Source organism: Hydrogenobaculum acidophilum (assembly GCF_054656715.1).
On record NZ_BAAHXP010000003.1, the window covers coordinates 130,332 to 154,766 of the forward strand.

A 24,435-nucleotide genomic window follows, 5' to 3' on the forward strand; every position below is an offset into this window, starting at 1 on the left:
CATGTGTGGTATATTGGGGCTTTTTGGAAATCCAAAATCTATAGATATAAACCTTTTTAAAAAGGCTTTAGACAAAATAGCCCACAGAGGACCAGATGCTCACGGTATTTATGAAAATGAAGATATCATATTTGGACATAGAAGACTATCTATCATAGACTTATCGCCTTTGGGAAATCAACCCATGGTAGATGAAGAGACCAACAACGTCATAATCTTCAACGGAGAAATTTACAATTTTAAAGATATAAGGGATTTTCTTGCCTCAAAAGAAATACATTTTAACTCTAACTCCGATACAGAAGTCCTTTTAAAAGCCTATAGATATTTTGATATAGAGGTTCTTGATAAACTTAGAGGGATGTTTTCTTTTTGTATATACGATTTTAACAAAAAAAGGCTTTTCTTTGCAAGGGATAGATTTGGCAAAAAACCTTTTTACTACACTTTTGTAAAAGGAAATTTTTTGTTTTCTTCTGAGATAAAAGCCCTTTTACCGTTTTTTGATAAAAAACCCTTTCCTGATAAAAATGCAGTGGCAGATTACTTAAGATATTTGGCACCTTCTCACGGTAAAACGATGTATGAGGGTATATACAAGCTTCCACCTTCTTGTTTTGGGATTTTAGATAAAAACGGACTTCTTATAAAAGAGTACTACAATCCGCTTGAATATGCTTCTAAAAGCTATCAAAACGAGGACCAACTGTTAAAAGATATAGAAGAAAAACTTATAGAATCGGTGGAGCTTAGACTTGTAGGAGATGTGGAGGTGGCTTCTTTGCTATCTGGGGGTTTAGATTCTTCTTTTGTAAGCGCTTTGTATTCAAAAATAGCCAAAGAAAACTTTGGTAGACACATAAACACGTTTTCTATAGGATACGACGAGCACGAGCATTACAGCGAGCTTTCTTGGGCTTTAAAGGCATCTCAAGCAATAGGCTCAAACCATCATCCTATCACCATAAGCTCAAAAACCTTCATAGAAAAAATTGACGAGGTGGTTTACTTTTTAGATGAGCCTATAAACGACCCAGCCACAGTACCCACTTATATCATATCTTCTTTTGTAAAAGAAAACGGTATAAAAGTAGCGCTTTCTGGTGAGGGTTCCGATGAGCTTTTCTTTGGTTATGATTTATATTATAAATATTTAACCTACGAAAATATTAAAAGCCTAAAAAAAGAGTCTAAGGAGCTTATACTGGAATCTTTGGATAAAAACCCTTCAAAACCAACGGAGCTTTTAAGAAGAGCGTTAAAAGATGAGATTGTTTTTAGGACAATAGGAGAATGTTTCACAGACCCTGAGCTTCAAAGGTTTTTAAGATTTTCTTATGAAAACAGCCAAATTGAACTATTCTCAAAAAAGTTTGAACCCTTTAAGCATCATCATATATCTCTTTGGTATTACTTTGTGGATATGTATATGTGGATAGGGGAAGTTTTAATGATGAAAGTAGACAAGATGGCGATGGCTCATTCGGTGGAGTTAAGAGCGCCTATGCTTGACCATAAGCTTCACGAGCTTATTTTAAACGTAGACCCTAATCTTAGGATATCAAATCAGAACAAGCACCTTCTTAAGAAGATAGCTACAAAATACCTTCCTGAAGAGATTGTCTATAGAAGGAAAAAAGGATTTTCATACCCATTTATAGAATGGTTTTACAAAGAAAAAAAGGATTTTTTAAAAGATTGGCTTTTGATAAACAAAGAGCATGGGTTTTTTGAAGAGGATTTTTTAAGGTTTTTATATGAAAACGGCAACTCAAAAGCCTACAAACATCACATCTGGGCTGTAGAAATATTTAACAGATGGTTTAAGCAAAATTACTTATCCAATTGATTCTTCTATCCATTTTAGATAAGATTCGATGCCTGATTCTATGTTTAAAGATATAATCTCTGGTACTGTGTAAGGGTGTATTGCCTTTACCTTTTCTATTAAAAGCACAATCTTTTCTTTTAAAGTTTTCACTATAAGAAGGGCTTCTTCAGAAGTCTCAACATTGCCTTGCCACCAGTATATAGATTCCACCCCGCTTACAATGTTAACACAAGCCCCAAGCTTTTCTTCTACTATAAACTTTGCGATATCCTTAGCTCTATCTTTTGGCGTTGTGATTAAAACTATTGCATAGATTGATTCCATAGTTAATATTATAACTTATTTGAATAAAATTAATCAAAAAGCTTAAACGGCTTATTCATTGCCTCTTCATAAGCGTAAGGGCATTCTTTTGGAATGTTGAAATTATCCGGATTTAAATCATTGTCTCTTAACCACGCTACTGTATTTAACGCTGCATCTTCCCATGCTTCTTGGAGATAATTGGGAAGTTTTGATCTTAAGCTTGGGTACCTTTTAAACAAAAGATTTATTTTATCTCTTGAATTAAGTATGCTTTTTATCCAACCTCTACCAGCTTTTTCATCTTTTTTGAAGTTGTCCAGCTTATACATGTGTTCCAAAATAATTGCAAGATAGCTAATTACAGCTTCTAAATGCCTATTTCCCATATCTTGTATTTCCTCTAAAAGGTGTTCCCAATCTACCAAGCTGTACTCTTTGTTCTTTAAAAGCTCTATATTTTTATCTACCCAGTCTACAAAGTCCTTTTCGTAAAGCTCCTTTAGGTTCTCTTGAATTTTTATACCCATACAATAAAATATATGAACTTAATATCTAATTACAAGATATAAAATTTTGTAGATATCTTTACGCAAAAGCGTGATAAGAGCGTGTTGTGATTAAAACTATTGCATAGATTGATTCCATAGTTAATATTATAGCATGGGTATTTTTGCAGAGGACTTGATAAACTTTGGGAACCTGATGGAAGCTACCATAGATTTTCCCCTTTCGCAAAAGGAGTTGGAAAGTGTTGTGGGAGCATCTATTAGCCTTGAACCTCACGTTATGGATGTAATAGTAAAGAAAAAGTTTTTGGCTTTTAGCAAAGATTACAAGATAAGGTTGAAAGAAGGAGAGTATTTTATAAACGATAGAAAGGCTGGTAAAAGAGCCATTGGTTTTGACATGCTTTTAGAAAAAGATATAGAGCTTTTGCCAAGTACCTTTGAAATAATAAACAAAAAACCCTATTTAAATTTCTGGCCCTATATAAAAGCGTCAGAGCTTTATTTAAAGGTGCCAAACCAGTTTAAAGAGCGTATAATAATAAAAGATTATGAGATTAAAAAGGATGCTTTGGTGCTAAAGCTAGGGGTTCAAAAATGAAAGGGCTTGTTCATATATGCTGTGCTCCTGATAGTATTTATTTTTTAGAAAAGCTAAAAAACGACTACAAAGATTACGAGTGGATAGGTTTTTTCTACGATCCTAACATTCATCCAAAAACAGAATACGATTTAAGGCTTGTAGAAACAAAAAGAGTCTGTCAAAAGCTTGGTATACCCCTTATAGAGGGAAAATACGACGATGATGCTTGGCTTAAAAGAGTGGAAGGCTTAGAAAAAGAACCTGAAAAAGGAAAGCGCTGTGAGATTTGTTTTGATATAAGGCTAAAAGAATCCTTTGAACTAGCCAAAGAGTTAGGAGCCAAAGCTATCACCACCACGCTTTTAATGAGTCCCAAAAAAAGCCTTAATCAAATAAGCCATGTAGCTTCTTTATTTTCAAAGGAGTACGGTGTTGATTTTATAAGCGTTGATTACAGAAAAGGTGGTGGCGTAGAGATAATGCACCAGCTTACAAAGTTAAACGAAATATACTCTCAAGATTACTGTGGATGTATACATGGACTTTTTAATCAAAAACCGGATGAAGAGCTTTTTATGTGGGCTAAAATGAGCCCCGGTTCTAAAGAAGAGCTTCTTTTTATAAAAAGTGTTAGGCTTTTAGCAGAATCGATGGGACTTTACACAAAAGAGATAAACTTTAGCTTTTTGGGATGGGACTTAATAAGTGGATACCTTTTTGCGGATGACAAATCCGTACCTTCTTACATTAGGTATTATTCAAAGCCCACCAACGGTATAGCAAAGGCAAACGTCGATTTTTCCATTTCAAAAGATGATGTGTTTTATCTTACGAAGCAAAATATAAAAATAGTATTCTCGCTAGAACCTATTGCAGATATATACGATGCTTCTCCTTGTTTTATAGTAGGTGAGTCTTACAAAGAAACGTTGTTAAACGCTAAGAAAATAAAAGCTCACATAAAATCAGAGCTTTCTTACAAAGATTCATCTATTTTGATTGTATCTAAAAATCCTTTAAAAGATGTTTTATTTGTAAAAGCCTACAAAACCTACGAAAGGTATTTTGATAAACCAAGCTTTGATGCAAAAGATATATTATCACATTTAAAAGAGAATGAAGCTATAGCCTTTGTGGGGGCTTTTGATATGGGTGGATATAATAAGTTAACGGAGTTTTTGGATGGAAAAGAAATTTCTCATAATAGCTGGTCCTTGTGTAATAGAGTCTTATGAGCTTTGTCTTGAGGTAGGACACCACCTAAAAGAGCTTTCTTTAAAGTATAAAGAGTTTGATTTCGTTTTTAAAGCTTCTTTTGATAAGGCAAATAGAACATCTTTTAATTCTTTTAGAGGACCTGGTCTTGAAAAGGGTCTTGAGATTTTAAGGAAAGTAAAGGAAGAGATATCTTTGCCTATCACTACAGACGTGCATGAGACTTATCAAGTAAAACCCGTGGCGGAAGTTGTAGATATTATCCAAATACCAGCTTTTTTGTGTAGGCAAACAGACTTACTTTTAGAAGCTGCCAAAACCGGCAAAGCTGTAAATGTGAAAAAGGGTCAGTTTTTAGCTCCTTGGGATACAAAGCATATCATAGATAAGCTAAAATCAAAAAACAAAGACGGTATATTTTATCTTACTGAAAGAGGAATTTCTTTTGGATACAACAACCTTGTGGTGGATATGCGCTCTATGCCTATTATGAGACAGTATGCTAAGGTTATATTTGATGCTACTCACAGCGTACAGCTTCCTGGTGGTGCTGGTGGAAGCTCGTCGGGTCAAAGGGAATTTGTGCCATATCTGATAAGGGCTGCTGTGGCAGTAGGGATAGACGGCGTTTTCATGGAGACTCATCCAAACCCAGAAAAGGCACTTTCCGATGGACCAAACTCTATACCTTTGAAGGATTTAGAAAACATTGTTGTTCAAATAAAAACGTTAAAAAACGCCTTAGAAAACCTTGATATAGAATAGATGGATGCTGTTGATAAAAGCGCTGAAACTATAAAACAAAGCCCCGATTATCAAAAGGTAAAAGATTTTTTTCTTGATTTAAAACAAAGTAGTTTTTACTTGTCTTATATGGAAGAGTTGTACCTTGAATATCTCATTAAAAAGAAAATCCCGGTTGAAGTGATACTTTCTGGTATAGAAAAGTACATGTATAGACTTCCGGAGTTCAAAAGAAGAAAAGCTATGCTTTTTATGTGTGAAAAGGATATAAACGTTTCTATCAACGATTTTATAAGAAAGATGTGGATAGGCGAAGACCAGTATTGGTATATCTCAAGATTTGATTTCCATTTAAGAAGGTTGAAATACGCTGGACTTGATAAAAAATACAACATAGACTTGGATAAAATACCTTACCCTACCACCGAAGAAGAGGCGGCAAAGTCTTTAGAACATATAAAAAAAATAATATTTGAAAAAGAGTGGTCTAAAATAGACGAAAAAACTAAAAACATTATACTTCAAAAATACGAGAAATTTAAGAAAATACCAGAGCTTCACAGCAAGATGATAATAGACCACGTACTTCATGCGTTAAACTTAGATTGGATAGATTTATATAGCCTATAATTTATCGTGGTATACTTGTAAATCGTGGCAGACTTGTGGGGCGTGGTATACTTGTTGCAAAATTTTGCATACTTATATTGCTCATTCTTTTTTATGCTTTTAAAAATATATTAAAATCTATGGAACATTTAAATTATTCAAAGTTTAACAGGATATTTTTGGCAGGTAAGGATAAGGGCAATCTAGAAAAAGAGCTAGAGAATATACTTATATCTGTGAAAGTATTGTACAAAGGTTATATGGTGGATATAGATTCTATGGATAAAGATGATATAATGTACGACTATGAAGAACACAAACACACATATGAAAATGTTATAAGACCTTTCTTGAGCAAAAAAGAGATATTGGCGGATAAAAAACTCTGCGAAAAGGCAAACTCCATATCAGAGCTATATGAGAAGTTTTTGGATACCTTAGAAAAGAGGTTATCCACCTTTTAGCATCTCAAATATTTGATTTACGTCTTTGTCGCCTCTGCCAGATAGGTTTACTACAATAAGAGAATTTGGATTATCCTTTGCTATGTCTAAGGCTTTTATGATAGCGTGAGAAGATTCTAAAGCTGGTATTATACCTTCTGTTTTTGCCAAAAGCTTAAAACCTTCCAAAGCCTCAGAGTCTGTTGCATATATATATGTGGCTCTTTTGGTGGCTTTTAAAAAAGCGTGCTCAGGTCCTACCCCAGGATAATCTAAACCAGCAGATACAGAATGTGTACCAAGTATTTGACCTTCTTCGTCTTGCATAAAATAAGATTTCATACCGTGAAGTATGCCAACTTCACCATCAGATAATGGCGCTGCGTGTTTTTTTGTGGCAAGGCCAAGCCCACCAGCTTCAACACCTATGAGTTTTACATCTTTTTCCTCTATAAAAGGATAAAATATTCCCATTGAGTTAGACCCACCACCAACGCAAGCTACGATGAAATCAGGCAATCTTCCCTCTTTTTCAAGTATTTGGCTTTTAGTTTCTTCCCCTATTACTTTTTGAAAATCTCTTACTATCATTGGAAAAGGATGAGGTCCCACCACAGAACCAACTACGTAATGTGTGGTCTCTACATTGGTTACCCAATCCCTTAGGGCTTCGTTTATAGCGTCTTTAAGGGTTTTGGTCCCAGATGTGACTACTTCAACTTTTGCTCCTAAAAGCTCCATTCTAAAAACATTTAATTTTTGACGTCTTACATCCTCTTCTCCCATATATACTATGCACTCCAAACCCAAAAGAGCACATGCTGTGGCGGTAGCAACTCCGTGTTGACCGGCTCCAGTTTCAGCTATAATGCGGTGTTTACCCATCTTTTTTGCCAAAAGGCATTGGCCTATAGCGTTGTTTATTTTATGAGCCCCGGTATGAAGAAGGTCTTCCCTTTTTAGGTATATCTTAGCGCCTGCCATTTTTGAAAGCTTTTCTGCAAAGTAAAGGGGTGTAGGTCTTCCAGCGAAGTCTTTTAGGTAGTAATTTAGTTCTTTTTTAAAAGCCTCATCATCTTTTAGCTTTTTATAATAATCTTCAAGCTCTTCAAGAGCATACATCAGCGTTTCAGGTAAAAACCTTCCGCCAAAAGCTATATCGCCTTCTCTAAAATAGCCTCTTTCATCGGGTTGGTTGTACATAGAAATATTTTACCATCAATAGGCTATGTGAAGTGCATCTAAAATGGATTTATTTTGTATAAGGTCTTTTTTATTCCAAACTTCGTTTTGAGTATCCCATATACCTATCATAAGGTTGTAATCCTGCTCATCTTTGTTGTAGAGCTTTACAAAACCAAGGACTTTAAGAAACTCCTTTTCGTTTTCTGGAAGCTTTTTAGCTTTTCTATAAAGGTATTTGCTGGCTTCTTTGGTTATGTAAACTGATTTTAAACTGATGCCAAATTCGGTCATATTGCTATAAAAAGAAGTAATCCTTTCTATGTCTTCATCTTTTTTCAACATATAAAGAAGCACATTTTTGGCTATATGCTCTATAAAAGCCATCTGTTGTTCTATGAAAGGTGACATACGTTCTACTTTGTTTAACTTGACTGTTATTTGTTTTAGAAGCTTTTCATAATAGTCTATATTATCTTTTATGATATTTTCTAATGTATATTCTGTGATTTTTTTCTTAAAAGCACCAAATATATTTGAAATATCAAAATCTTTTACATTAAACTCAAAAGAGTTTCTATCAAGGTTCTCTTTGTTCTTTAAAAATACATATACATAGTTTCCGGATTTTGATGTTTCGTAGTAAAATTTTAAAAATAATCCTTCTTCTTTTAAAAGCCCGTAATGATACATGATTGCTATATGAAAAGCGATATCTTCTAGCTTGTAAACTCTGACATCTTTTATATATACGTCTTTTGCGGTGGGTCTTTCTTTTGTGTTTCCTTTGGCTTGCTCTAATATGTTTGTGAAGGGGATTTCTACGTCTTCGTAATCTTTCAAAAGATAAATAGCGTATTTTGCCATGTCAAGGCAATGCCTTACCTCTATCCCAGATACATCGTCGAAAAACCAAGCATCTGAAGAAAAGGCAAACTGAACGCACTTGTAAGCATCTAAGAGCTTGGCAATGGTTATTTTATCCTCTTCTTTGTCTATGCTTTTTTCTTTTAGGAATGTTTCTATATCCTTTTTGCCTAGTATCACATCTATATAGCTCAGTAGAATCTCTCTTAGGTCTATATTAAAGTTTTTTGTAAAATCTTCTAAGTTTTTCTTAAGTTTTTCTCTTAAAAACTCCAAAGCTTCTCTTAAAGGTTTTCGCCAGTACTGGTTCCAGTCTGGGTGGGCGCCAGAATTACATCCGCAGTGGGTACGCCACCTTTCTATGCCGTGAGGACAACTCCAAGAGGTGTTTTCTACTAATTTAAACTCATAATCAAAATCTTTTAGCTCTTCTACAAGTTCGTTTAGGGCTTTTAAGGGTATAAGCTTTGAAAGGTAAGCAAGACCCATTTCCCCAAACTTTTTATGATGGCCAAAGGTTTCACCGTCTGTAGCCGCTATAGGAATGTTTTCTCCGGATTGTTTAAAAGCGTCTGCCAATCTTTTTACATCTGTTAGCAAATCTTCAAAAGAAAGCTTAGCGGATATGATGCCATCGTATATAAAAACCTTTATATCACCGTTTTTTAACTTTATGTGTCCATAATTTTTTGAAGTCTTATTTGATACTTGGTGAGGTGCCAATATTACATAATCTATGCCAAAAGCTTTAAAAACTTCTAATGTCTCATAATCTACGGCACATTCTGGCAACCACATACCCTTTGGTTTAACGCCAAAATAATGTTCATGGGTCTTAATACCCCAGTAAACTTGAATCTCTTTGTCAAGCTTTGGGTCTAAAGGCAATATGGTATGATTGAAGCTAAGGGCAAGGGCGTTTTTTGAGCTTTTTTTAAAAATATCTAACATGTATGGAGCATTTTTTTCAAACCAACTTAAAAGAGTATAACCTATATTAAAGCTTATATTTTGATAGTTGTTTACTATATCTACAACAAAATCACCTTCTTTTATATGGGCATATGCGTTTGGTAAATAGCATTCTCTAAGGATACGCTCGTTCCAATTTTCGTATGGGTAAGCAGATGGTTCTAAATCAACCTCGCCTAAAGAAGGACTTACCCTAATAGGTTGGTAAAAATGCCCGTGTACTACAAAATATCTATGGGTTTGCACCAAACAACCCCTCCTCAAATAGCATCTTTAACGTTTTTTTATCTTTTACTATGCTACCTTCCTTCCCTCTTAAAAACCATATAAATACCCTTGATTGTAAAAGCCCTAAAAATGTAAAGGCAGCCTCTTCTATATTTATATCTTTTTTTATTATGCCTTCTTCTGTACCTCTATGAAGAAGAATACTTATCAAATCAAAATAGTTTTCTAAGAAGCTTACCACGGCCCTGTTGTCGTATATATTTGAGCGCGATACTTCAAAACACAAAACAGGTATTGCCCCTTTGCTTTTTCAAGCATGTCTATATGAGTGTCCATTATTTTATCTATTTTTTGTTGTATAGATAACTCTTTGTCAAATATTATGGTTCGTATGGCTGTTAAACAATCGCCTGTGTATTTTTTTACAACTGCTTGTACCAAATCGTTCATGTCTTTGAAATGTTTAAAGATAGCGGCATCTGTTATATTTAATTTAGCGGCTATATTCTTAGCTGTAAAACCCCTTAAGCCTTCTTGAGCTATAATTTCTGCAGCTATTTCTATGATTTTATCCTTTGTGCTTTCTCTTTGAGGCACTTTTTCTTCTGTAGTCTTATGCACTTGCTTCCACCGGTTCTATGTTGACAAATTTTCTATTTCCCTTTTCTTCAAACTTTACTATTCCATCTTTTAAAGCAAATATCGTATAGTCTGAGCCAAGGCCTACGTTTTTGCCAGGATGCACTTTTGTCCCTCTTTGGCGTATTATAATGGAGCCAGCTCTCACAAACTGTCCTCCAAAAGCTTTAACACCAAGACGCTTTGAATTGCTATCTCTACCGTTTCTTGTTGAACCACCACTAGCTTTTGAAGCCATATATCACTCTCCTATGGATAGTATAGAAATTTTTGTGTAAAATTGTCTGTGCCCTCTCAACTTTTTAGAATGCTTTTTTGGAAGATGTTTGAAAATCAACACCTTCCTATCTTTGGCAGTAGAGAGCACCTTTGCTTTCACCTTACCGCCTTGCTTGATAGAGCCGTCTTTTACTACGCTAAGAGCAGGTATCTCTATCTCTTCGTTTTCGTTGAAAGGTAGCTTTTCTACCTTTAAAACGTCACCTTCTTTTACTACGTATTGCTTTGCACCAGTTTCTATAACAGCATACATAATTACTAACCTCTCGCTAACTTAGGATTGTTAATTATAGCAAACAAAAATAGAAAAATCTATGATATTTAGCAGTTAGTTGGACAGGCACCTGTGCCAGAGGTATCTCTTATGCCCGCATAAGATGCACATATCATATAGTATTGGTTTATATAAGAATCATACACGCATAGGTTTCCGTTTTGATGGCTCACACCCCTTGGGTTATAGGATATTGTTTGATTTTCTGTATAGCTAAGATATTGAGTTTCATAAGATGGCAACGAGTAAGATTCTATAGCAGTGCCTGTGCAAAGTGAAGTAGGGTACGTTCCTAAATTGTAGATTGAAATAGAGGAGTTGCTAGCGCAAACTGATGTATAAACAGTATTTGATATGGAGTATGTTTTTGCTTCCGTTAGTATGTAGTGAAGCCTTTGTCCTTCTGAGTAAAGTTTGTACTCATGATACCATCTTATACCTGGACCTGAAAATATGTATACCAATATTGCAAATATAGCTATTACGACGAGCATTTCTATTATAGAAAAAGCCTTGCTAAATTTCCTCATAAACCTCTCCTAATAGATATATTATATCGTAAAAAATCAAAACTTTTAAAATCGGAATGCCGGGACTCGAACCCGGGACCCCTGGCCCCCCATGCCAGTGCGCTACCACCTGCGCCACATTCCGTTAGGACTTTTTCTTGTGGTTTACCTGTAAAACAAAGTTTTGGCTAGGCTTAAAAGTAAGGTTGTATCTTACAGGTATTTTGTATAAATCGCCAGTCTTTGGATTTCTACCAATCCTTGGCTGCCTTTCTTTTATATAAAAAGTCCCGAAACCTGAAAGTTGTATTTTCTCTTCTTTTTTATAAAGGATTGTGTTTTCTAGTATATCTAAAAACATATTTATTATACGCTCTACATCTTTTCTCTTTAGCGTCGTTTCTTGTTTTTGAAGCTTTGTCATCACTTGATTTATCAAATCTTTCTTTCTCATAGTATATATAAAAAGTATAACACAATTATAAATAAAATAATTATGATACCAATCCTAACATTTAATGCTTTTGATATACTAAGAGAAAATGTCAGTGTACTTAAAATACTCAAAAAACCACCTATCATAAGCATATTTGGTATCTGCCAATCGGTAAACCAAAGGCCTAAACTCACCGGCATACAGGATTGAAAAACCAAGGAGCCTACTATATTTCCTATGGAAGATTTTAGCTTTCCTTTTCTTGCCCATATAAAAGCGTTAGAAAGCTCGGGTAGCTCTGTGGCAATAGGAGAAAACACCAAAGCGCTTTTGTAAGAACCCCATCCTAATATATGTGATATGTTTTGTATGCTAAGGACAACCCCATCTATCACAAAAGGAAGCGCTATCATCACTAAAAGCCCCTGAATTACAGCAAGAGTCTTTGTATATCCTTTTATACCTAGTTTTGAAAAAAATAGTTTTTCTTTTTCTTGCTCATTAGCCGATTTTTGGCTTTTAAATTGAATATAGACAAAATATCCATAAATTAGTAAAAATGCCGCCACCGATGGCTTTTTGAAAGGCAGAAAGTTTAGTAAAATGGCTACGTTGAAAGCAAGCAAGAAAAAAAGTATGTTTGTTAAATCGTATAAATCTTTAAACCTTTTGTATTTTGCTTCTATTATTAAAAGCATGAAACCAAAACCAAACATGCTAAGAAACATGGGACCACCAAATATAGAACCAAGACCAATATGCGATGTCTCCTTGGATCCTTTTAAAAAAGATATCAAAGGTACTAAGAACTCTGGTAACGTAGTCACCAACGACGCTATCACAGAAGACGTTACACCTTCCGGGATTTTGAGCTCATGGGCTAAAACATCTATGGCGTTTACTATGAGCTCTGCTAATCCATATATTAAAAGCATGTAAACCAATATAAGCGCAAAATCCATAGAAATATTATACGCTAGATACAAATAAACTATTGTCATACTTGTTAATCGTGGTAGGCTTGAAACTTACACCGCCTTCTTTTCTGTCCATATGAGGAGGTTAAGACATGTTATAATAAAAGCATGAAAAATATTTGTAAAGTAGCATGGAGCATAACTCATCAAGAGTTTACGGTAACGGATTATTATTATTTTTCTATCATTGAGAAAAAGGCCCCGGAGTTTGGCCTTCAGATTGACGAAGTGGACAGCTGGGATAAGCTATTTGAATACGACACCATAGTGTTTAACTATCCTGAGATACCATTTACCGAAAAAGAAGTTCAAGATGTGGTAAGGGCTGTTGAAGAATTAGGCAAGAAAGTGATACTTCTTGGCTATTACAAAAACGAAGACCACATAGCAGATACTTGCAATACGTTGGCAAGGGCTTTTGGCATGGAGCTAAATCCAGATGAGGTGATAGACGAGAGCTCAAACTATGATGGTGATAAATATTTTGTTAAAAGCACAAAAATAAGAAGATACAACAAAGGCTTAGACAATAAAGTAAATGTAAATGCGGTGGTGCTTCCTTGCACGTGTTCTATCAAAACAATAATGCCAGATATCAAGATAGTGGTGGCAGGAGAAGAAAGTGCCAAATCCAACATGGATTACTACCCTCTTCTCATAGCAGACCATATTGCACCTGTAAGCGGTGGATATTTTACGTTGGCTGGAACTTGTGTATTCTGGGATAACTACGCAATAAGGCTTGAAGACAATCTAAACTTTGCTATGAATATGCTTTGGCATGAAACACCTCCTCAAGATACTCCAGTAGGTAAAGCTGTAAGATTTGGCCTTTAATTTAAAAGCCTAAAAGCGGATTTGAACCGCTGCGAAGGGGTCATCCAATTCTGAAACCGTGGTGGGTTAAAGATTTACACAAAAGAGTAGACAGTCTTTAAACGTAAAAGTTTGCAATTTACACAAGCTTTTTGAGGTTCCAGATGCCGCTTTCAAAGTAAATTTGCAAGTCCTAAAACATCATGAAAAGTGGTATAAAAAAGTGGTATAATTATATATCTAAAGGGTTGCTAGCTCAGTCGGTAGAGCAACGGACTCTTAATCCGTAGGTCGGGGGTTCGATCCCCCCGCAACCCATATTATAAAAAGAATTATATGTTATAATAGACTTATGAGTGTAAAAAGGATATTGGCTTCATTTTTCTTTCTAGGTGCTATAATAAGCTCTTACGGGATGGTGATACCTCTTAAAAGCGATGTTAAGATGGAAAACGGTGCTTACGGAGTTACAAACTATTACAAAAAGGTATCGAAACCTCTTAGTTTTATGTATGTGGGTGATAGCATATCAAAAGTAGGAAAAAAGAAAGAAAAATATAGAGTATACATATCAAAGGGCAAAGGTAAGTTTGGAGATAATGTATATAGAGTATGGCTTTCTTTTGTAAATGAAAATTATTTTAAAAATGCGGTGGCAAGCATTAGAAAATTAAGCCCAGAAGAGGCGGCAAACGAGATATCACCTTCAAGTGGTATGTTGTCTTTAGCAGAGGTTGATTACAAAGCCAACAAGATAACCATCGTTGGCATGGGTCCTATTAAGGTAAACATGGTATATAAGATAGACAAGAATGCTCCTCCTATTAACAAAAAGATATACAACTTGGTATGTGAAAAAGGAAAACTTCCCATCATTTACATTAAACAATAAAATGTATGTATATATGCTTTTATAAGGATGGGGAAAAAGAATATTATGAGGTTGATAAAAGCGTAAAAAAGATAGATAAACCCAAAAAGAAAGGGCTATTTAATAAAAGAATATTGGTGATATCTTCAAAAGATGCTCATTATCTAAAAGAAAGTTTTCCTAAAACCACTTACGAAAATTTAAAAAGCATAATACAAAATCACATAGAAGATGTATATCCAAACGAGCAAATGGATTTTAGTTTTAACATAGCAAAAGCCTATGAAAACACGATAAAAGTAAACATATTTGCTTTTCCTTACGCTATATTAGAAGATGTAAAAAAAGACTTTGAGTTTACTCATGTTATAGCAGAGCCTCTTTGTTTTAAAACCAAAGAAAACGATATTTTAATATACAAAGAAGATGACATTTACAATATATTGGCTGTTTCGGAAGAAGGGCTTTATAGCTATCTTCAGCTAAAAGAGTTTTCAAAAGATTACTTTGAATTTTTTCTAAAAGGTCTTAGCGATTTTGAGGTTAAAAACATAGTATCTTATGAGGATATAAGTTTAGATATAGAATTTATAAAAAAGCAGTTAAAAGCTTATCCGGTTTTCTTAGATTATATAAAGCATATAGATTTAAAGCCTTATAAAAGATTTAGCGCTTTTAGTATAAAAGAAGATTTAATATTTAGGGGAATAATATATTTTCTAATAGGATACGCTGCCGCTCTTTACGTAAACCAAAAGTATTATCAAGAAAACATACAAAAGATATCTTACCTTGATAAAAAGCTAAAACCATTCATAAAATCTAGTTTAAATAGCGAAGAAAAACCCGAAAATCATTACAAAAAATCTTTTATAAAAGCCTATCAAAACACAGTAGTAAATATAGACCCTATTTTTATATTAGACAACATAGCTTCTCATTTGCAAAAAGGGGATTACGTAACACAGATAGATATAAAACCTTTACACCCTACAGTTCCGCAAGCTAATTTTACCATCGTTACCAAAAAACCTTTCAAGCTTTTAGAAAGCCTTTCAAAAGACAGTTGTATAAGAGATTTTAACCTAGAATCTCCTTTATCAAAAAATATGCAGAAAGTTTATAATTTAAACATGAAAGTGGAATACTCATGCGAAAAGTAACATTACCAAACCTAGCGAAGCTAAAAGACAGCTATAAAAATATAGATAGAAAAAAGCTAGGCATATACCTTATTATCATATTATCTATCCTTAGGTTTGTAATATATCCCATGAAAGAAGAGCTCAAAAAAGACAAAGAAAGATTAAATTCAAAACTTCAGAATTACATGGAAGATATAAAGCTATATACCTCCAAAAAGATAAAACAGCCAAAGCAAAACATTTCAAACAACGAAATATCTATAGAAAACCTATATGATGAAAACACCAAGTCAAAGGATATACAGATATATCTAGCTAAATTGGTAAAAAAGTACGCCAAAAAAGCCAATATAAACCTTCAAAGCATAGAGATGCCAAAACCATCTAAAACCAAGTACATAGAGCAGATAGATATAAAAGTTAGACTATCCACCAACGACCCTTACAAGGTGTTTTCTCTTTTTCAATACTTAGAGGCTATGCCAAAATACACTGTTGTAAGAGAAGCTCAAATAAACTCCTTTGGTCAAATTGTAAACTTTTATTTTACCGTTAGTACTTACAAGTTGGTGAAAAAGATATGATAAAGATTGGTAAAGAGGATATATTGATTTTCATAGTAGCGTTTTTCACTGCTTTTATAATATTTAAAAATACACCTTCTATAGAGTATCCAGTCTTGCACATAAACCCTTATCAAAAGCCAAAAACTCAAAATCAATACAAAGAGAACGTAATATCAAAGACTTTATATGCCCCAAAATATCTTTTTGTAAAAAACCTCTTCAACTTACCACCACCCCCACCACCAACGCTACCTCCTTTAGCTCAAGCTATATTTGTATCAAACACAGTAAAGCTCTCTGGTATATTTGAAAGAGGAAACGTAAGATTTGCAGTGCTTTCTCTTCCAAACGGTAGTGTTATAAAAGTGCGTCAAGGGCAGTTGATACCAGCGGATATAGGAGGTGGTCCCCAAGGACCTGCTCAGCCGGGAGGAGGCATGCCAGGACTACCTAGTTTACCTCAGCTTCTTGGTGTGCATCCACCACCTTTTAGCCCTCCATTAGCACCAAACGCCAAAATGTCAACAATACCAAAAAATAAAAAAGGCCCCTTTGTAAGGGTCTTGGCTGTGGGTCCAAACTATGTAAGCTTTTCTTTTGTACAAAAAATACCAAAACAAGAAGGTGCTTTAACTACTTATAAGTATAAGTTTTATAAGAAAACTATTAGGATATTTAATTTTGAGGTGAAAAACTATGAAAGGTAGAAGATTCTTGATAATGTTTGGTGTATCCACGATGCTTTTTTACTCTTGTGCTATGGCTCCAAAAGGAGCTAATCAGATTACCGTATCAAAGCAAAATAAAAAAACCAACGAAAAAGAAAAACCCAGCAACTTAGGTGTTATAGAAGAAAGTACACCAATCAATACAAACCCATTAGAGCCTATACCTATACCAGATTTTTATAAGAAACCAAAAACTGCCCCAGCGCCTTTGCCACCTAAAGAAAACAAAAAGCTAGATTTATCAAAAGTAAAAATAGGCACCAACGAAAAGGTAGCTATAAATGTACAAAATATGCCACTTGGGGACTTTATACAATACACGTTGGGACAAGTGCTAAAAGTGCCTTACTTTATAGACCAAGCCACCCAAAACAACAAAACACCCGTTACCATAAATATGCCAGTAAAACTAAAACCAGAGGATGTCCTTAAATTAGTTTTGGGGCTTTTAGAAAAAAACAACATAGAAGTATCGGAAAAAGGCGGTGCTCTTTATCTTAGTACAAAACCTACAAACGTGGCACCACCACCTCCACAAGAAGTGGTGTTTTCAAGAAAAGCTTTAAATACATTTCAAACCATAACTCAAATAGTACCTCTTAAGTACATTGACCCGCAGACTGCAATAAACCTTATTCACAACATATATCATTCAAGCCTTGATGTGCAGATATTTCCAAAGGCAAATGCTCTCATGATGACAGGACCTGGTTATTCTATTAAAAACCTCATAGACTTCTTAGATGCTATAGATATACCTTATATGAAAAACAAAAAACCAGTGCTTCTTCACCTAACCTACTGGTCACCAAAAGACTTTATAAATCAAATATCAAACATATTGCAAGGTCTAAACATACCTATAGCCAAAACCCCAGACCAACCAGGAGTCCTATTTGTGCCAATAAATTATCTAAACAGCGTGATGGTAATACCCCCAGATGATAAGACTCTTAAACTAATCATGTATTGGGATAAAAAACTAGATACCGCCGAATCAGCAGGTTCTGAAGAAAAGGCTTATATATACAAACCAAAATTTACAAGAGCCACCGAGCTTGTACAAGCCCTTCAATCTTTATACAGCATTACATCCGTAAGTAAAACCAAAAGTACAAAATCTAAAGCTCTTCCATCAAGCCCAGTAATATCATCTCAGGTGGTTGCAGGTCAATTAAACGGGTTAGCTGGTCCAAGTGCATACGGAAACTATGCTGGCATGAGTCCTTATGGTGGGACACCTTACGGTGGTACCATGGGAAGTGCTGTAACTCCTATGATGCAAGGGGCAGTACCTACTCAAAATTTTAGCTCTGGTCCAGAGGTATTGGCGTTTTCTTCAAAAGATTTGAGAGTAGCCGCAGACGATAGAACAAACACCATCCTTATAGTGGCAACGCCCACCAAGTACAAACTTGTAAGAAGTTTATTGCAAGAGTTAGACAAACCACCCAAGCAAGTGCTTATAAAAACCACCATAGCAGAGGTAACTCTCACGGGTTCATTGCAATACGGTATAGAATGGTATATCCAAAATAGATTTAAAAAAGGCACATATACGATATCCACTTTGGGGAATCTGGGAGTTGCCACATCTGGAGGTTTAGTAGCCACTTATATAACAGATTCAAAGATATTCCAAGCACTGCTCAACATGTTTGCTCAGAAAAACAAGGTAAAGATACTATCAACACCCACGCTATTAGTTTTAAACAATCACCCAGCCAGCATAGATGTGGGTACCCAGGTACCCGTTATAAACTCTCAAGCAACTTCTATAAATGTACCTTCTACCACTGGAGGTGCAGGTATTATTCAAAGCGTGCAGTATGTAAACACCGGTATTATACTAAACGTGCTTCCTACGATAGAAACCAACAACCTCGTAAACCTAAACATATACCAAGAGGATAGCACAGCCCAACCCAACAACACCTCTGGTATAAACTCCCCTATCATACTTACAAGAAATATAAACACCACCGTGGTAGTACCAAACGGTGGGACTGTCATACTTGGTGGTCTCATATCTCAGCAAAAAGGCACCGGAGTTTCAGAAATCCCAATCTTAGGAGATATCCCAGTCCTCGGAAACCTATTTAAAAATACATCCATTAGCAACACAAAAACAGAGCTTATCATTATGCTCACTCCTTATATTATCACAGATACGGAAGAAGCCCAAAAGATTACCGACGAGATAAAAAGCGAGCTTAGTTTTTATAAGGAGTTGAAATGATAGGTCATTGTAAAGTTTATGCTTTTTATATATAATAAGACTATGAGAAAGCAAAAAGGCTTTACGCTTATTGAAATACTTATAGTGGTGGCTATAATAGGACTCATAGCTTCTTTGGTAATGCCAAACCTATTTAAGAAGTTTGAACAGTCAAAAGAGCAGATTGCAAAAGCCCAGATAGAGACATTATCATCTGCAGTACGCTCTTACATGATGGATATGGACAAATGCCCTAAATCCTTAGAAGACCTTATAAAAAATCCAGACAACAATCCAAAGTGGCACGGTCCTTATCTATCTAAGAAAAAAATACCTCTTGACCCGTGGGGACACCCTTATCAGTTTAAATGTCCAGGAGAGCATGGAACTTTTGATATATGGTCTTTAGGACCTGATGATAAGCTTGATAAAAAAGCTATAACAAGCTGGGAATAACATTAGATGAAAAAACCACTCATAGGAGAGATATTAAGGGAAAAGTTTGGTGTTTCTTCTCAAGATATACTTCAAGCGCTGGAAATCCAGAAGAAAACCGGCGGTTATATAGGTCAAATACTTATACAGCTTGGAAGCATCACAGAATCTCAGCTTTTGGAGGCTCTAAGCCAACAGCTTTCAATACCCATAAAATATCAAGTGGATGAGCTAAGGTTTCAAGAGGTTGTAAATGAGCTTTCACCAAAGATAAGCTTGGATTTTTTCTACAAAAGCGGGTTTTTGCCTTTTGATATAGAAGACGATTATATATTGGCTCTTGCCACAGATCCTTTAAAAATTCACATAATAAGCAAATTAGAGCAAGATACAGGTCTTAAGGTAAGACTATTTTTAACCTACGACAGATATATAAAATCTTTATATAGAAAGTATATAGACACCAATAGCGAAGAGTTTGTATCCTTAGAAGAGGATGACCCAGAGAAATTAAAGGATATGGCTCTTGAAGTGCCTGTAATAAAATATCTAAACGATATCATCACAAGGGCTGTAGAGCTAAATGCTTCAGATATACATATAGAACCCCAAGAAAAACGTTTCATAGTGAGGTTTAGAATAGATGGTGTGCTGCATGAAATGGATGAGATAGATGAAAACTTTTATCTGGCTCTTACATCTCGTATTAAGCTTTTGTCAGGACTTGACATCGCAGAAAAAAGGTTGCCCCAAGATGGAAAGTTTAGCGTAAGGATAGGCTCATCTCCCATAGACATAAGAACATCCACCATACCCACTGTAAAAGGTGAAGATGTGGTCATAAGGCTTTTGTACAGAGGAAAATTGAGTTTTGAATTAGATAAGCTTGGTATCAAGAAAGACCATTACGATATATTGGTGGATTTGATAAAAAGACCTTACGGGATGATATTGGTGACAGGACCCACCGGTAGCGGTAAAACCACCACTTTGTACTCGGTGCTCTCTATGTTAAACAGCCAAGAGGATAAGATAATAACCATCGAAGACCCGGTGGAGTATCAAATAGAAGGACTAAATCAAATTCAGATAAAACCAGAGATTGGGCTTACTTTTGCATCTGCTTTAAGGTCTATACTAAGACACGACCCAGACATCATAATGGTGGGTGAAATAAGAGACAAAGAGACCGCCGAAATATCAATACAGTCTGCTCTTACTGGACACTTGGTATTTTCTACGCTTCATACAAACGACGCTCCAAGCAGTCTTTTTAGGCTTTTAGAGATGGATATAGAAGATTATCTTATAAACGCTTCAATCCTTGGCATAGTAGCCCAGCGTATTGTAAGGACAAACTGTCCTTATTGCTCAGAACCAGTAGAGTTAGAAGACAGCGTTGTAAAAAAGTTTAAATTGGATGAGTTGTCCCAAAAGTTTGGTCATCTTTTAGAAAAACAAGAGTTTAGGAAAGGAAGGGGATGCGATAAGTGTGCAAACACCGGCTATAGAGGGCGAATAGCCATATACGAGCTTTTTGAATACTCAGAAGACTTAAAAGAGGCTTTTGTAAACCACAAATCCATAGATAGCATAAAAAATATTTTATCTCAAAAGCCTTATTACAGGACTTTAAGAGAGGATGGATTTTTGAAAGTCATTGAAGGCATAACCACCATAGAAGAGGTGCTTAGGATAGCCTGATGATGGATTTTGAGTATGTGAGTTTAGACAAAACCGGTAAAGAAATAAAAGGAATATTAAGTGCACAGACAATCCAAGAGGCTAAGCTAAAGCTAAAAGAGTCTGGGCTTGTAATAGTAAAGATAGAACCAAAGAAAGAGAGTATATTTAACCAAAACCAAAAGATAAAAGACGATGATTTGTACACTATAGCAAAAGAGATGTCTGTGTTGCTAAATTCCGGTATTGTTTTGGATAGAGCCATCAAGATGGTGATAGATTCCCTAGAGCAAGAAAAGTTAAAAATATTTTTAGAGAGCATATTAAAAGACGTAAAAGGTGGCAAATCTTTGTCGGTGGCTTTTGAAGAAAGAAAGATGTTTGACCCACTTGTAATTACGATGCTAAAAGTGGGAGAAACCACCGGCAACCTCAAAGATGCTTTTGACAACATAGCCCAGTATACAGATTTTAGGATAAAGTTTAGAAACGAGATAAGAAACGCCATGGCTTATCCGATGTTTTTGGTGTTTGCCTCTTTTGTAACGCTTGTGGCTATTTTTAAGCTTATAATACCGAGGTTTTTTAGCATATTTGGTTCAAATCCAAAACATCTTCCCTTTATATCAAGAGTGTTGTATGAGTTTAGCAAAAGCCTAAACACCAAGACAGAGGTTATCTTTACCGGAGTACTAATAGGCGTATACATACTCTCTAAATATTTCCAGCTAAACCTTTATAGAAGATTTGCAAATTACTTTATATATACCCCAATCCTTGGAAATCTCATCATACAGATAGAACTCTCAAAGTTTTCTTACGCTATGTACGCTATGCTAAAAAACGGTGTGGAGTTTATAAAAGCCTTAGACCTTGCTACAAATGTCATAAAAAACGATTTTATAAAAGAGGATTTCAAAAAAACATTACCCAAGATAAAAGAGGGCAAATCAATAGGAGAGGCTTTTGAAGAGCTTTCTTTTGTGCCGCCTATTTTTAAAGGCATGATAAAAGTAGGAGACGAGAGCGGAAACATGAAGGACATGTTTTACGAGCTTTACGCTTTGTTTGATGAAAAGCTTAAAAACACGATAAAAAGAGTGCTGTCTTTGGTAGAACCCATTATAATAACCGTTATGGGTCTTATAGTGGGTACCATAGTAGTATCTTTGATGCTGACAGTGATGAATGTAAGCAACATAAAACTATGAAAAAAGGCTTTACGTTGATAGAGATGCTTATAGTGGTAGCCATAGTAGCTATCTTGTTTTCTGTGGTAGCCCCTATGTCCATAAACATGTATAGAAGCCATATGGCATCGCAGGTTGCAGAAAAAATGCTGATACTCTTATCTAAGATAAGAAGACACTCTTTTTTGTACTCAGTGGAGTATGAAATATCCTGTAAGAAGGGTAAACTTTTTATAAACGGCAAAAAGATAAAGCTAAAAGACAAACTCACTTGTAAAACCGATAAACCAATCATATTTTACAACAACGGCACCTCCTCTGGGGGTAAGATGAAACTAAAAATAGCAGACTTTTACTACACTATAAAAGTAAGCCATCCTTTTGGTGCCATAAGCTTAGAAAATGGTTAGAGGATTTATTCTCATAGACATTATAATAGCGTCGCTCATCCTTACTGCGGCGGTAGCAGCCACTATGTACTTATTTAGGATAGGGTTTAAAGAGTTAGAGCAGGCTAACACCATATCAAAGATAGTATCGAAAATTCCACAAGCGGTAAGCTATTTAAAAACCGTGGATTTTAACAAAGAACCCATCGGAGAAGAGCGTATGGGTCAAGTAAAACTTAGCTGGAAGGCAAAGCTTACCAACAAAACCCGCATCAACACACCAAAAAATATGCTTTTTGGACCTATGGCATCTGCTGGTGGCAATACGGGACTTCCTTACGAGCTATACCTTTATCATGTAGATTTTTTTCTTTCTTATAAAAACTACAAAAACCCATATCACATAGATATTTTAAAATACAAATACTTAGGGCCTACTGGTAAAGAGCTTTTAAATGCACCTTTCTAAACATAAAAAAGGATACACCCTCATAGAGGTGATAATAGCCGTAGCCATATTTAGCATGATGGTGGTCCTTGGGACCATGGCTTTTACCCAAGGATTAAGGCAGTATAAAAACATACTAAGACATGGACTCAACTTCTGGCAAAACGCAAAGTATGTATGGCTTACAAAAAGTGTAGGCTCTATGCTTGATTACTATGTGAAATCCCCTTATGGCTGGGCTCCTTTTTTTGTAGGAAAATCAGATTACTTTGAGTATGTAAGCGTATCTCCCATTGCAAACTCTTTGCCTGTGGTGGCTATAATAAAAGTCCATCAGAAAAAAAATAAAAAATACGATATCACTTACTATGAAAAGCCAGTATACACGATGTATTACGAAGACCTTGTAAGATTTTACCAAGATAAAGAGTATGAACGCTATACCCATATCAAGCTTTTCAAAAATTTAGACGAAGTAAAATTAAGGTATTATGGCTACAACATCCAAACCAGAGAATACAACTGGTACAAAAACTACAGCGCTCTAAAGCAAAAAATCCTACCCACCCTCATAAAGATATCTTACAAAAAATATGGTCAAAAGCATACCATAATGCTTGGCATAAACAACAACTCTTTAGAAAAAACAATGTATTATTTCATATACCCCTTCCAAAATGTGGGTGAGAGAAGATAATGCTTTTACAACGAAGAGTTTGTTAGAGGATATAGAATATTTGGTTTGTTATAATATCTTTATGGAAAAAAAAATTTTCAGAAATGGAGCTTTTGTAAATAGAGAAAAAGAGATAAAACTTCTTATGGAAATGTTTGAAACAAGACCAGAAAGAATACTTTGGATATACGGTCCAAAATCTGCAGGCAAGACTACTTTTATTGAATACATCGTAGAAAATGAACTCTTTGAAGATTTTGAACGTCAAAAGCCAAAAAACGGCTTTTGGGTGAGATACATAAATTTTAGAAGGTATGCGATAGCAAGTTATAACTCGTTTTTAAAGACTTTTATAAAACCAGACAACATAGACATATCTTTTGAATCTCATATAAACTTAGGTATTTTTAAATTAAAAGCAAATGTATTAAAAAAAATAGAAGAAAAAGAAGTAGACCTTTTTAACACCCTCATTGAAGAAATATCAAAAATATCAAAAACCCAAAAACCCATCATCATAATAGATGAAATCCAAATCTTAGAAGATATCTATATAAACGGCGAGAGAGAGCTTTTAAAAGAGTTTTTAAATTTTTTAGTTTCTCTCACTAAAGAACTCCACATAGCCCATGTTTTAATACTTAGCTCAAACACGATATTTATAGATAGG

At 35.1% G+C, this 24,435-nt stretch carries 30 protein-coding genes and 2 tRNA genes; 20 read left to right on the top strand and 12 right to left on the bottom strand.

Annotated elements, in window-relative coordinates:
* Position 1 precedes the first annotated feature (1 nt).
* Positions 2–1,849 (top strand): asparagine synthase (glutamine-hydrolyzing), encoded by a 1,848-nt coding sequence (asnB, locus tag ACYQZV_RS03020; protein ID WP_459893053.1) that lies wholly within the window; start codon positions 2–4, stop codon positions 1,847–1,849.
* On the opposite strand, the gene cutA is transcribed toward asnB, so the two are convergent.
* Complete coding sequence (cutA, locus tag ACYQZV_RS03025; RefSeq protein ID WP_459893055.1) at positions 1,838–2,155, bottom strand: divalent-cation tolerance protein CutA; 318 nt, start codon at positions 2,153–2,155, stop codon at positions 1,838–1,840. The genes asnB and cutA overlap by 12 nt on opposite strands.
* A 29-nt stretch (positions 2,156–2,184) precedes the next feature.
* Positions 2,185–2,664 (bottom strand): DUF29 domain-containing protein, encoded by a 480-nt coding sequence (locus ACYQZV_RS03030; RefSeq protein WP_459893057.1) that lies wholly within the window; start codon positions 2,662–2,664, stop codon positions 2,185–2,187.
* Positions 2,665–2,797: 133 nt separating this feature from the next.
* Here ACYQZV_RS03030 and ACYQZV_RS03035 point away from each other — a divergent pair, with 133 nt between their 5' ends.
* From ACYQZV_RS03035 to ACYQZV_RS03055, 5 genes are all read left to right on the top strand, one after another.
* Positions 2,798–3,244 carry a hypothetical protein gene (locus ACYQZV_RS03035; protein ID WP_459893058.1) on the top strand — a complete coding sequence of 149 codons (447 nt, stop codon included), beginning with the start codon at positions 2,798–2,800 and terminating at the stop codon, positions 3,242–3,244.
* Positions 3,241–4,461, top strand: coding sequence for an epoxyqueuosine reductase QueH (locus ACYQZV_RS03040; protein WP_459893060.1), 1,221 nt, complete (start codon positions 3,241–3,243; stop codon positions 4,459–4,461). The genes ACYQZV_RS03035 and ACYQZV_RS03040 overlap by 4 nt, the downstream gene beginning before the upstream one ends.
* Positions 4,409–5,206 carry a 3-deoxy-8-phosphooctulonate synthase gene (kdsA, locus tag ACYQZV_RS03045; protein ID WP_459893062.1) on the top strand — a complete coding sequence of 266 codons (798 nt, stop codon included), beginning with the start codon at positions 4,409–4,411 and terminating at the stop codon, positions 5,204–5,206. The genes ACYQZV_RS03040 and kdsA overlap by 53 nt, the downstream gene beginning before the upstream one ends.
* Positions 5,207–5,815, top strand: a complete 609-nt coding sequence (locus ACYQZV_RS03050; protein ID WP_459893064.1) for a hypothetical protein — start codon at positions 5,207–5,209, stop codon at positions 5,813–5,815.
* Positions 5,816–5,934: 119 nt separating this feature from the next.
* Complete coding sequence (locus tag ACYQZV_RS03055; protein WP_459893066.1) at positions 5,935–6,258, top strand: hypothetical protein; 324 nt, start codon at positions 5,935–5,937, stop codon at positions 6,256–6,258.
* Here the strand turns inward: ACYQZV_RS03055 and trpB are convergent.
* The 10 genes from trpB to ACYQZV_RS03105 all read right to left on the bottom strand — a co-directional run bounded on the left by trpB (position 6,244) and on the right by ACYQZV_RS03105 (position 12,585).
* A complete protein-coding gene (trpB, locus tag ACYQZV_RS03060; protein ID WP_459893068.1) occupies positions 6,244–7,440 on the bottom strand; it encodes a tryptophan synthase subunit beta in 1,197 nt (398 codons plus the stop codon). The two genes, ACYQZV_RS03055 and trpB, sit on opposite strands and share 15 nt — an antisense overlap.
* A 15-nt stretch (positions 7,441–7,455) precedes the next feature.
* Complete coding sequence (locus ACYQZV_RS03065; RefSeq protein WP_459893114.1) at positions 7,456–9,504, bottom strand: DUF3536 domain-containing protein; 2,049 nt, start codon at positions 9,502–9,504, stop codon at positions 7,456–7,458.
* On the bottom strand, positions 9,491–9,727 hold the full coding sequence (locus ACYQZV_RS03070; protein ID WP_459893070.1) for a hypothetical protein: 237 nt from the start codon (positions 9,725–9,727) through the stop codon (positions 9,491–9,493). Before ACYQZV_RS03070 ends, ACYQZV_RS03065 begins: the two co-directional genes overlap by 14 nt.
* On the bottom strand, positions 9,721–10,107 hold the full coding sequence (locus ACYQZV_RS03075; RefSeq protein WP_459893072.1) for a TetR/AcrR family transcriptional regulator: 387 nt from the start codon (positions 10,105–10,107) through the stop codon (positions 9,721–9,723). Before ACYQZV_RS03075 ends, ACYQZV_RS03070 begins: the two co-directional genes overlap by 7 nt.
* A complete protein-coding gene (rpmA, locus tag ACYQZV_RS03080; protein ID WP_459893074.1) occupies positions 10,100–10,363 on the bottom strand; it encodes a 50S ribosomal protein L27 in 264 nt (87 codons plus the stop codon). Before rpmA ends, ACYQZV_RS03075 begins: the two co-directional genes overlap by 8 nt.
* Before the next feature lie 3 nt (positions 10,364–10,366).
* The gene (gene rplU / locus ACYQZV_RS03085; RefSeq protein WP_459893076.1) at positions 10,367–10,657 is read right to left on the bottom strand and encodes a 50S ribosomal protein L21; all 291 of its coding nucleotides are present in this window, start codon (positions 10,655–10,657) and stop codon (positions 10,367–10,369) included.
* Positions 10,658–10,725: 68 nt separating this feature from the next.
* Complete coding sequence (locus ACYQZV_RS03090; RefSeq protein WP_459893078.1) at positions 10,726–11,208, bottom strand: prepilin-type N-terminal cleavage/methylation domain-containing protein; 483 nt, start codon at positions 11,206–11,208, stop codon at positions 10,726–10,728.
* Positions 11,209–11,259: 51 nt separating this feature from the next.
* Positions 11,260–11,332, bottom strand: a tRNA-Pro gene (locus ACYQZV_RS03095).
* Positions 11,333–11,641: an HU family DNA-binding protein gene (locus ACYQZV_RS03100; protein WP_459893080.1), complete on the bottom strand. Its 309-nt coding sequence runs from the start codon at positions 11,639–11,641 to the stop codon at positions 11,333–11,335. It lies immediately after the preceding tRNA gene.
* Complete coding sequence (locus ACYQZV_RS03105; RefSeq protein WP_459893082.1) at positions 11,638–12,585, bottom strand: sodium:calcium antiporter; 948 nt, start codon at positions 12,583–12,585, stop codon at positions 11,638–11,640. The genes ACYQZV_RS03100 and ACYQZV_RS03105 overlap by 4 nt, the downstream gene beginning before the upstream one ends.
* Before the next feature lie 123 nt (positions 12,586–12,708).
* Here ACYQZV_RS03105 and ACYQZV_RS03110 point away from each other — a divergent pair, with 123 nt between their 5' ends.
* The 14 genes from ACYQZV_RS03110 to ACYQZV_RS03175 form a co-directional block, all read left to right on the top strand.
* Positions 12,709–13,437, top strand: a complete 729-nt coding sequence (locus ACYQZV_RS03110) for a hypothetical protein (protein ID WP_459893084.1) — start codon at positions 12,709–12,711, stop codon at positions 13,435–13,437.
* Between the two features lie 224 nt (positions 13,438–13,661).
* Positions 13,662–13,734, top strand: a tRNA-Lys gene (locus tag ACYQZV_RS03115).
* A gap of 34 nt (positions 13,735–13,768) precedes the next feature.
* Entirely contained in the window at positions 13,769–14,308 is a 540-nt protein-coding gene (locus tag ACYQZV_RS03120; protein WP_459893086.1) for a hypothetical protein, read from the top strand.
* A 5-nt stretch (positions 14,309–14,313) separates the two neighbouring features.
* Complete coding sequence (locus ACYQZV_RS03125; RefSeq protein WP_459893088.1) at positions 14,314–15,450, top strand: hypothetical protein; 1,137 nt, start codon at positions 14,314–14,316, stop codon at positions 15,448–15,450.
* Complete coding sequence (locus ACYQZV_RS03130) at positions 15,438–16,016, top strand: hypothetical protein (RefSeq protein WP_459893090.1); 579 nt, start codon at positions 15,438–15,440, stop codon at positions 16,014–16,016. Before ACYQZV_RS03125 ends, ACYQZV_RS03130 begins: the two co-directional genes overlap by 13 nt.
* Complete coding sequence (locus ACYQZV_RS03135) at positions 16,013–16,705, top strand: hypothetical protein (protein WP_459893092.1); 693 nt, start codon at positions 16,013–16,015, stop codon at positions 16,703–16,705. The genes ACYQZV_RS03130 and ACYQZV_RS03135 overlap by 4 nt, the downstream gene beginning before the upstream one ends.
* Positions 16,695–18,965, top strand: coding sequence for a secretin N-terminal domain-containing protein (locus ACYQZV_RS03140; protein WP_459893094.1), 2,271 nt, complete (start codon positions 16,695–16,697; stop codon positions 18,963–18,965). Before ACYQZV_RS03135 ends, ACYQZV_RS03140 begins: the two co-directional genes overlap by 11 nt.
* Positions 18,966–19,007: 42 nt before the next feature.
* Complete coding sequence (gspG, locus tag ACYQZV_RS03145) at positions 19,008–19,400, top strand: type II secretion system major pseudopilin GspG (protein ID WP_459893096.1); 393 nt, start codon at positions 19,008–19,010, stop codon at positions 19,398–19,400.
* 6 nt (positions 19,401–19,406) lie between these two features.
* Positions 19,407–21,083 carry a GspE/PulE family protein gene (locus ACYQZV_RS03150; RefSeq protein WP_459893098.1) on the top strand — a complete coding sequence of 559 codons (1,677 nt, stop codon included), beginning with the start codon at positions 19,407–19,409 and terminating at the stop codon, positions 21,081–21,083.
* The gene (locus ACYQZV_RS03155; protein WP_459893100.1) at positions 21,083–22,273 is read left to right on the top strand and encodes a type II secretion system F family protein; all 1,191 of its coding nucleotides are present in this window, start codon (positions 21,083–21,085) and stop codon (positions 22,271–22,273) included. Before ACYQZV_RS03150 ends, ACYQZV_RS03155 begins: the two co-directional genes overlap by 1 nt.
* Positions 22,270–22,662 (top strand): pilus assembly FimT family protein, encoded by a 393-nt coding sequence (locus ACYQZV_RS03160; RefSeq protein WP_459893102.1) that lies wholly within the window; start codon positions 22,270–22,272, stop codon positions 22,660–22,662. The genes ACYQZV_RS03155 and ACYQZV_RS03160 overlap by 4 nt, the downstream gene beginning before the upstream one ends.
* Positions 22,655–23,110 (top strand): hypothetical protein, encoded by a 456-nt coding sequence (locus ACYQZV_RS03165; RefSeq protein ID WP_459893104.1) that lies wholly within the window; start codon positions 22,655–22,657, stop codon positions 23,108–23,110. The genes ACYQZV_RS03160 and ACYQZV_RS03165 overlap by 8 nt, the downstream gene beginning before the upstream one ends.
* Positions 23,097–23,786 carry a PulJ/GspJ family protein gene (locus tag ACYQZV_RS03170; RefSeq protein ID WP_459893107.1) on the top strand — a complete coding sequence of 230 codons (690 nt, stop codon included), beginning with the start codon at positions 23,097–23,099 and terminating at the stop codon, positions 23,784–23,786. The genes ACYQZV_RS03165 and ACYQZV_RS03170 overlap by 14 nt, the downstream gene beginning before the upstream one ends.
* Before the next feature lie 61 nt (positions 23,787–23,847).
* Positions 23,848–24,435 (top strand): ATP-binding protein (locus tag ACYQZV_RS03175; protein WP_459893108.1); only part of this gene is annotated, 588 nt, incomplete at its 3' end.

What these genes read in the sequence shown, in the direction of transcription:
- ACYQZV_RS03090 (WP_459893078.1), bottom strand. Translation starts at nt 11,208, where the DNA reads ATGAGGAAATTTAGCAAGGCTTTTTCTATAATAGAAATGCTCGTCGTA.
- trpB (WP_459893068.1), bottom strand. Translation starts at nt 7,440, where the DNA reads ATGTACAACCAACCCGATGAAAGAGGCTATTTTAGAGAAGGCGATATA.
- ACYQZV_RS03155 (WP_459893100.1), top strand. Translation starts at nt 21,083, where the DNA reads ATGATGGATTTTGAGTATGTGAGTTTAGACAAAACCGGTAAAGAAATA.
- rplU (WP_459893076.1), bottom strand. Translation starts at nt 10,657, where the DNA reads ATGTATGCTGTTATAGAAACTGGTGCAAAGCAATACGTAGTAAAAGAA.
- ACYQZV_RS03140 (WP_459893094.1), top strand. Translation starts at nt 16,695, where the DNA reads ATGAAAGGTAGAAGATTCTTGATAATGTTTGGTGTATCCACGATGCTT.
- ACYQZV_RS03125 (WP_459893088.1), top strand. Translation starts at nt 14,314, where the DNA reads ATGTATATATGCTTTTATAAGGATGGGGAAAAAGAATATTATGAGGTT.
- ACYQZV_RS03130 (WP_459893090.1), top strand. Translation starts at nt 15,438, where the DNA reads ATGCGAAAAGTAACATTACCAAACCTAGCGAAGCTAAAAGACAGCTAT.
- ACYQZV_RS03120 (WP_459893086.1), top strand. Translation starts at nt 13,769, where the DNA reads ATGAGTGTAAAAAGGATATTGGCTTCATTTTTCTTTCTAGGTGCTATA.
- asnB (WP_459893053.1), top strand. Translation starts at nt 2, where the DNA reads ATGTGTGGTATATTGGGGCTTTTTGGAAATCCAAAATCTATAGATATA.
- rpmA (WP_459893074.1), bottom strand. Translation starts at nt 10,363, where the DNA reads ATGGCTTCAAAAGCTAGTGGTGGTTCAACAAGAAACGGTAGAGATAGC.
- ACYQZV_RS03055 (WP_459893066.1), top strand. Translation starts at nt 5,935, where the DNA reads ATGGAACATTTAAATTATTCAAAGTTTAACAGGATATTTTTGGCAGGT.
- gspG (WP_459893096.1), top strand. Translation starts at nt 19,008, where the DNA reads ATGAGAAAGCAAAAAGGCTTTACGCTTATTGAAATACTTATAGTGGTG.
- ACYQZV_RS03135 (WP_459893092.1), top strand. Translation starts at nt 16,013, where the DNA reads ATGATAAAGATTGGTAAAGAGGATATATTGATTTTCATAGTAGCGTTT.
- ACYQZV_RS03040 (WP_459893060.1), top strand. Translation starts at nt 3,241, where the DNA reads ATGAAAGGGCTTGTTCATATATGCTGTGCTCCTGATAGTATTTATTTT.
- ACYQZV_RS03165 (WP_459893104.1), top strand. Translation starts at nt 22,655, where the DNA reads ATGGTTAGAGGATTTATTCTCATAGACATTATAATAGCGTCGCTCATC.
- ACYQZV_RS03110 (WP_459893084.1), top strand. Translation starts at nt 12,709, where the DNA reads ATGAAAAATATTTGTAAAGTAGCATGGAGCATAACTCATCAAGAGTTT.
- ACYQZV_RS03030 (WP_459893057.1), bottom strand. Translation starts at nt 2,664, where the DNA reads ATGGGTATAAAAATTCAAGAGAACCTAAAGGAGCTTTACGAAAAGGAC.
- ACYQZV_RS03105 (WP_459893082.1), bottom strand. Translation starts at nt 12,585, where the DNA reads ATGGATTTTGCGCTTATATTGGTTTACATGCTTTTAATATATGGATTA.
- kdsA (WP_459893062.1), top strand. Translation starts at nt 4,409, where the DNA reads ATGGAAAAGAAATTTCTCATAATAGCTGGTCCTTGTGTAATAGAGTCT.
- cutA (WP_459893055.1), bottom strand. Translation starts at nt 2,155, where the DNA reads ATGGAATCAATCTATGCAATAGTTTTAATCACAACGCCAAAAGATAGA.
- ACYQZV_RS03170 (WP_459893107.1), top strand. Translation starts at nt 23,097, where the DNA reads ATGCACCTTTCTAAACATAAAAAAGGATACACCCTCATAGAGGTGATA.
- ACYQZV_RS03035 (WP_459893058.1), top strand. Translation starts at nt 2,798, where the DNA reads ATGGGTATTTTTGCAGAGGACTTGATAAACTTTGGGAACCTGATGGAA.
- ACYQZV_RS03150 (WP_459893098.1), top strand. Translation starts at nt 19,407, where the DNA reads ATGAAAAAACCACTCATAGGAGAGATATTAAGGGAAAAGTTTGGTGTT.
- ACYQZV_RS03160 (WP_459893102.1), top strand. Translation starts at nt 22,270, where the DNA reads ATGAAAAAAGGCTTTACGTTGATAGAGATGCTTATAGTGGTAGCCATA.
- ACYQZV_RS03050 (WP_459893064.1), top strand. Translation starts at nt 5,207, where the DNA reads ATGGATGCTGTTGATAAAAGCGCTGAAACTATAAAACAAAGCCCCGAT.
- ACYQZV_RS03100 (WP_459893080.1), bottom strand. Translation starts at nt 11,641, where the DNA reads ATGAGAAAGAAAGATTTGATAAATCAAGTGATGACAAAGCTTCAAAAA.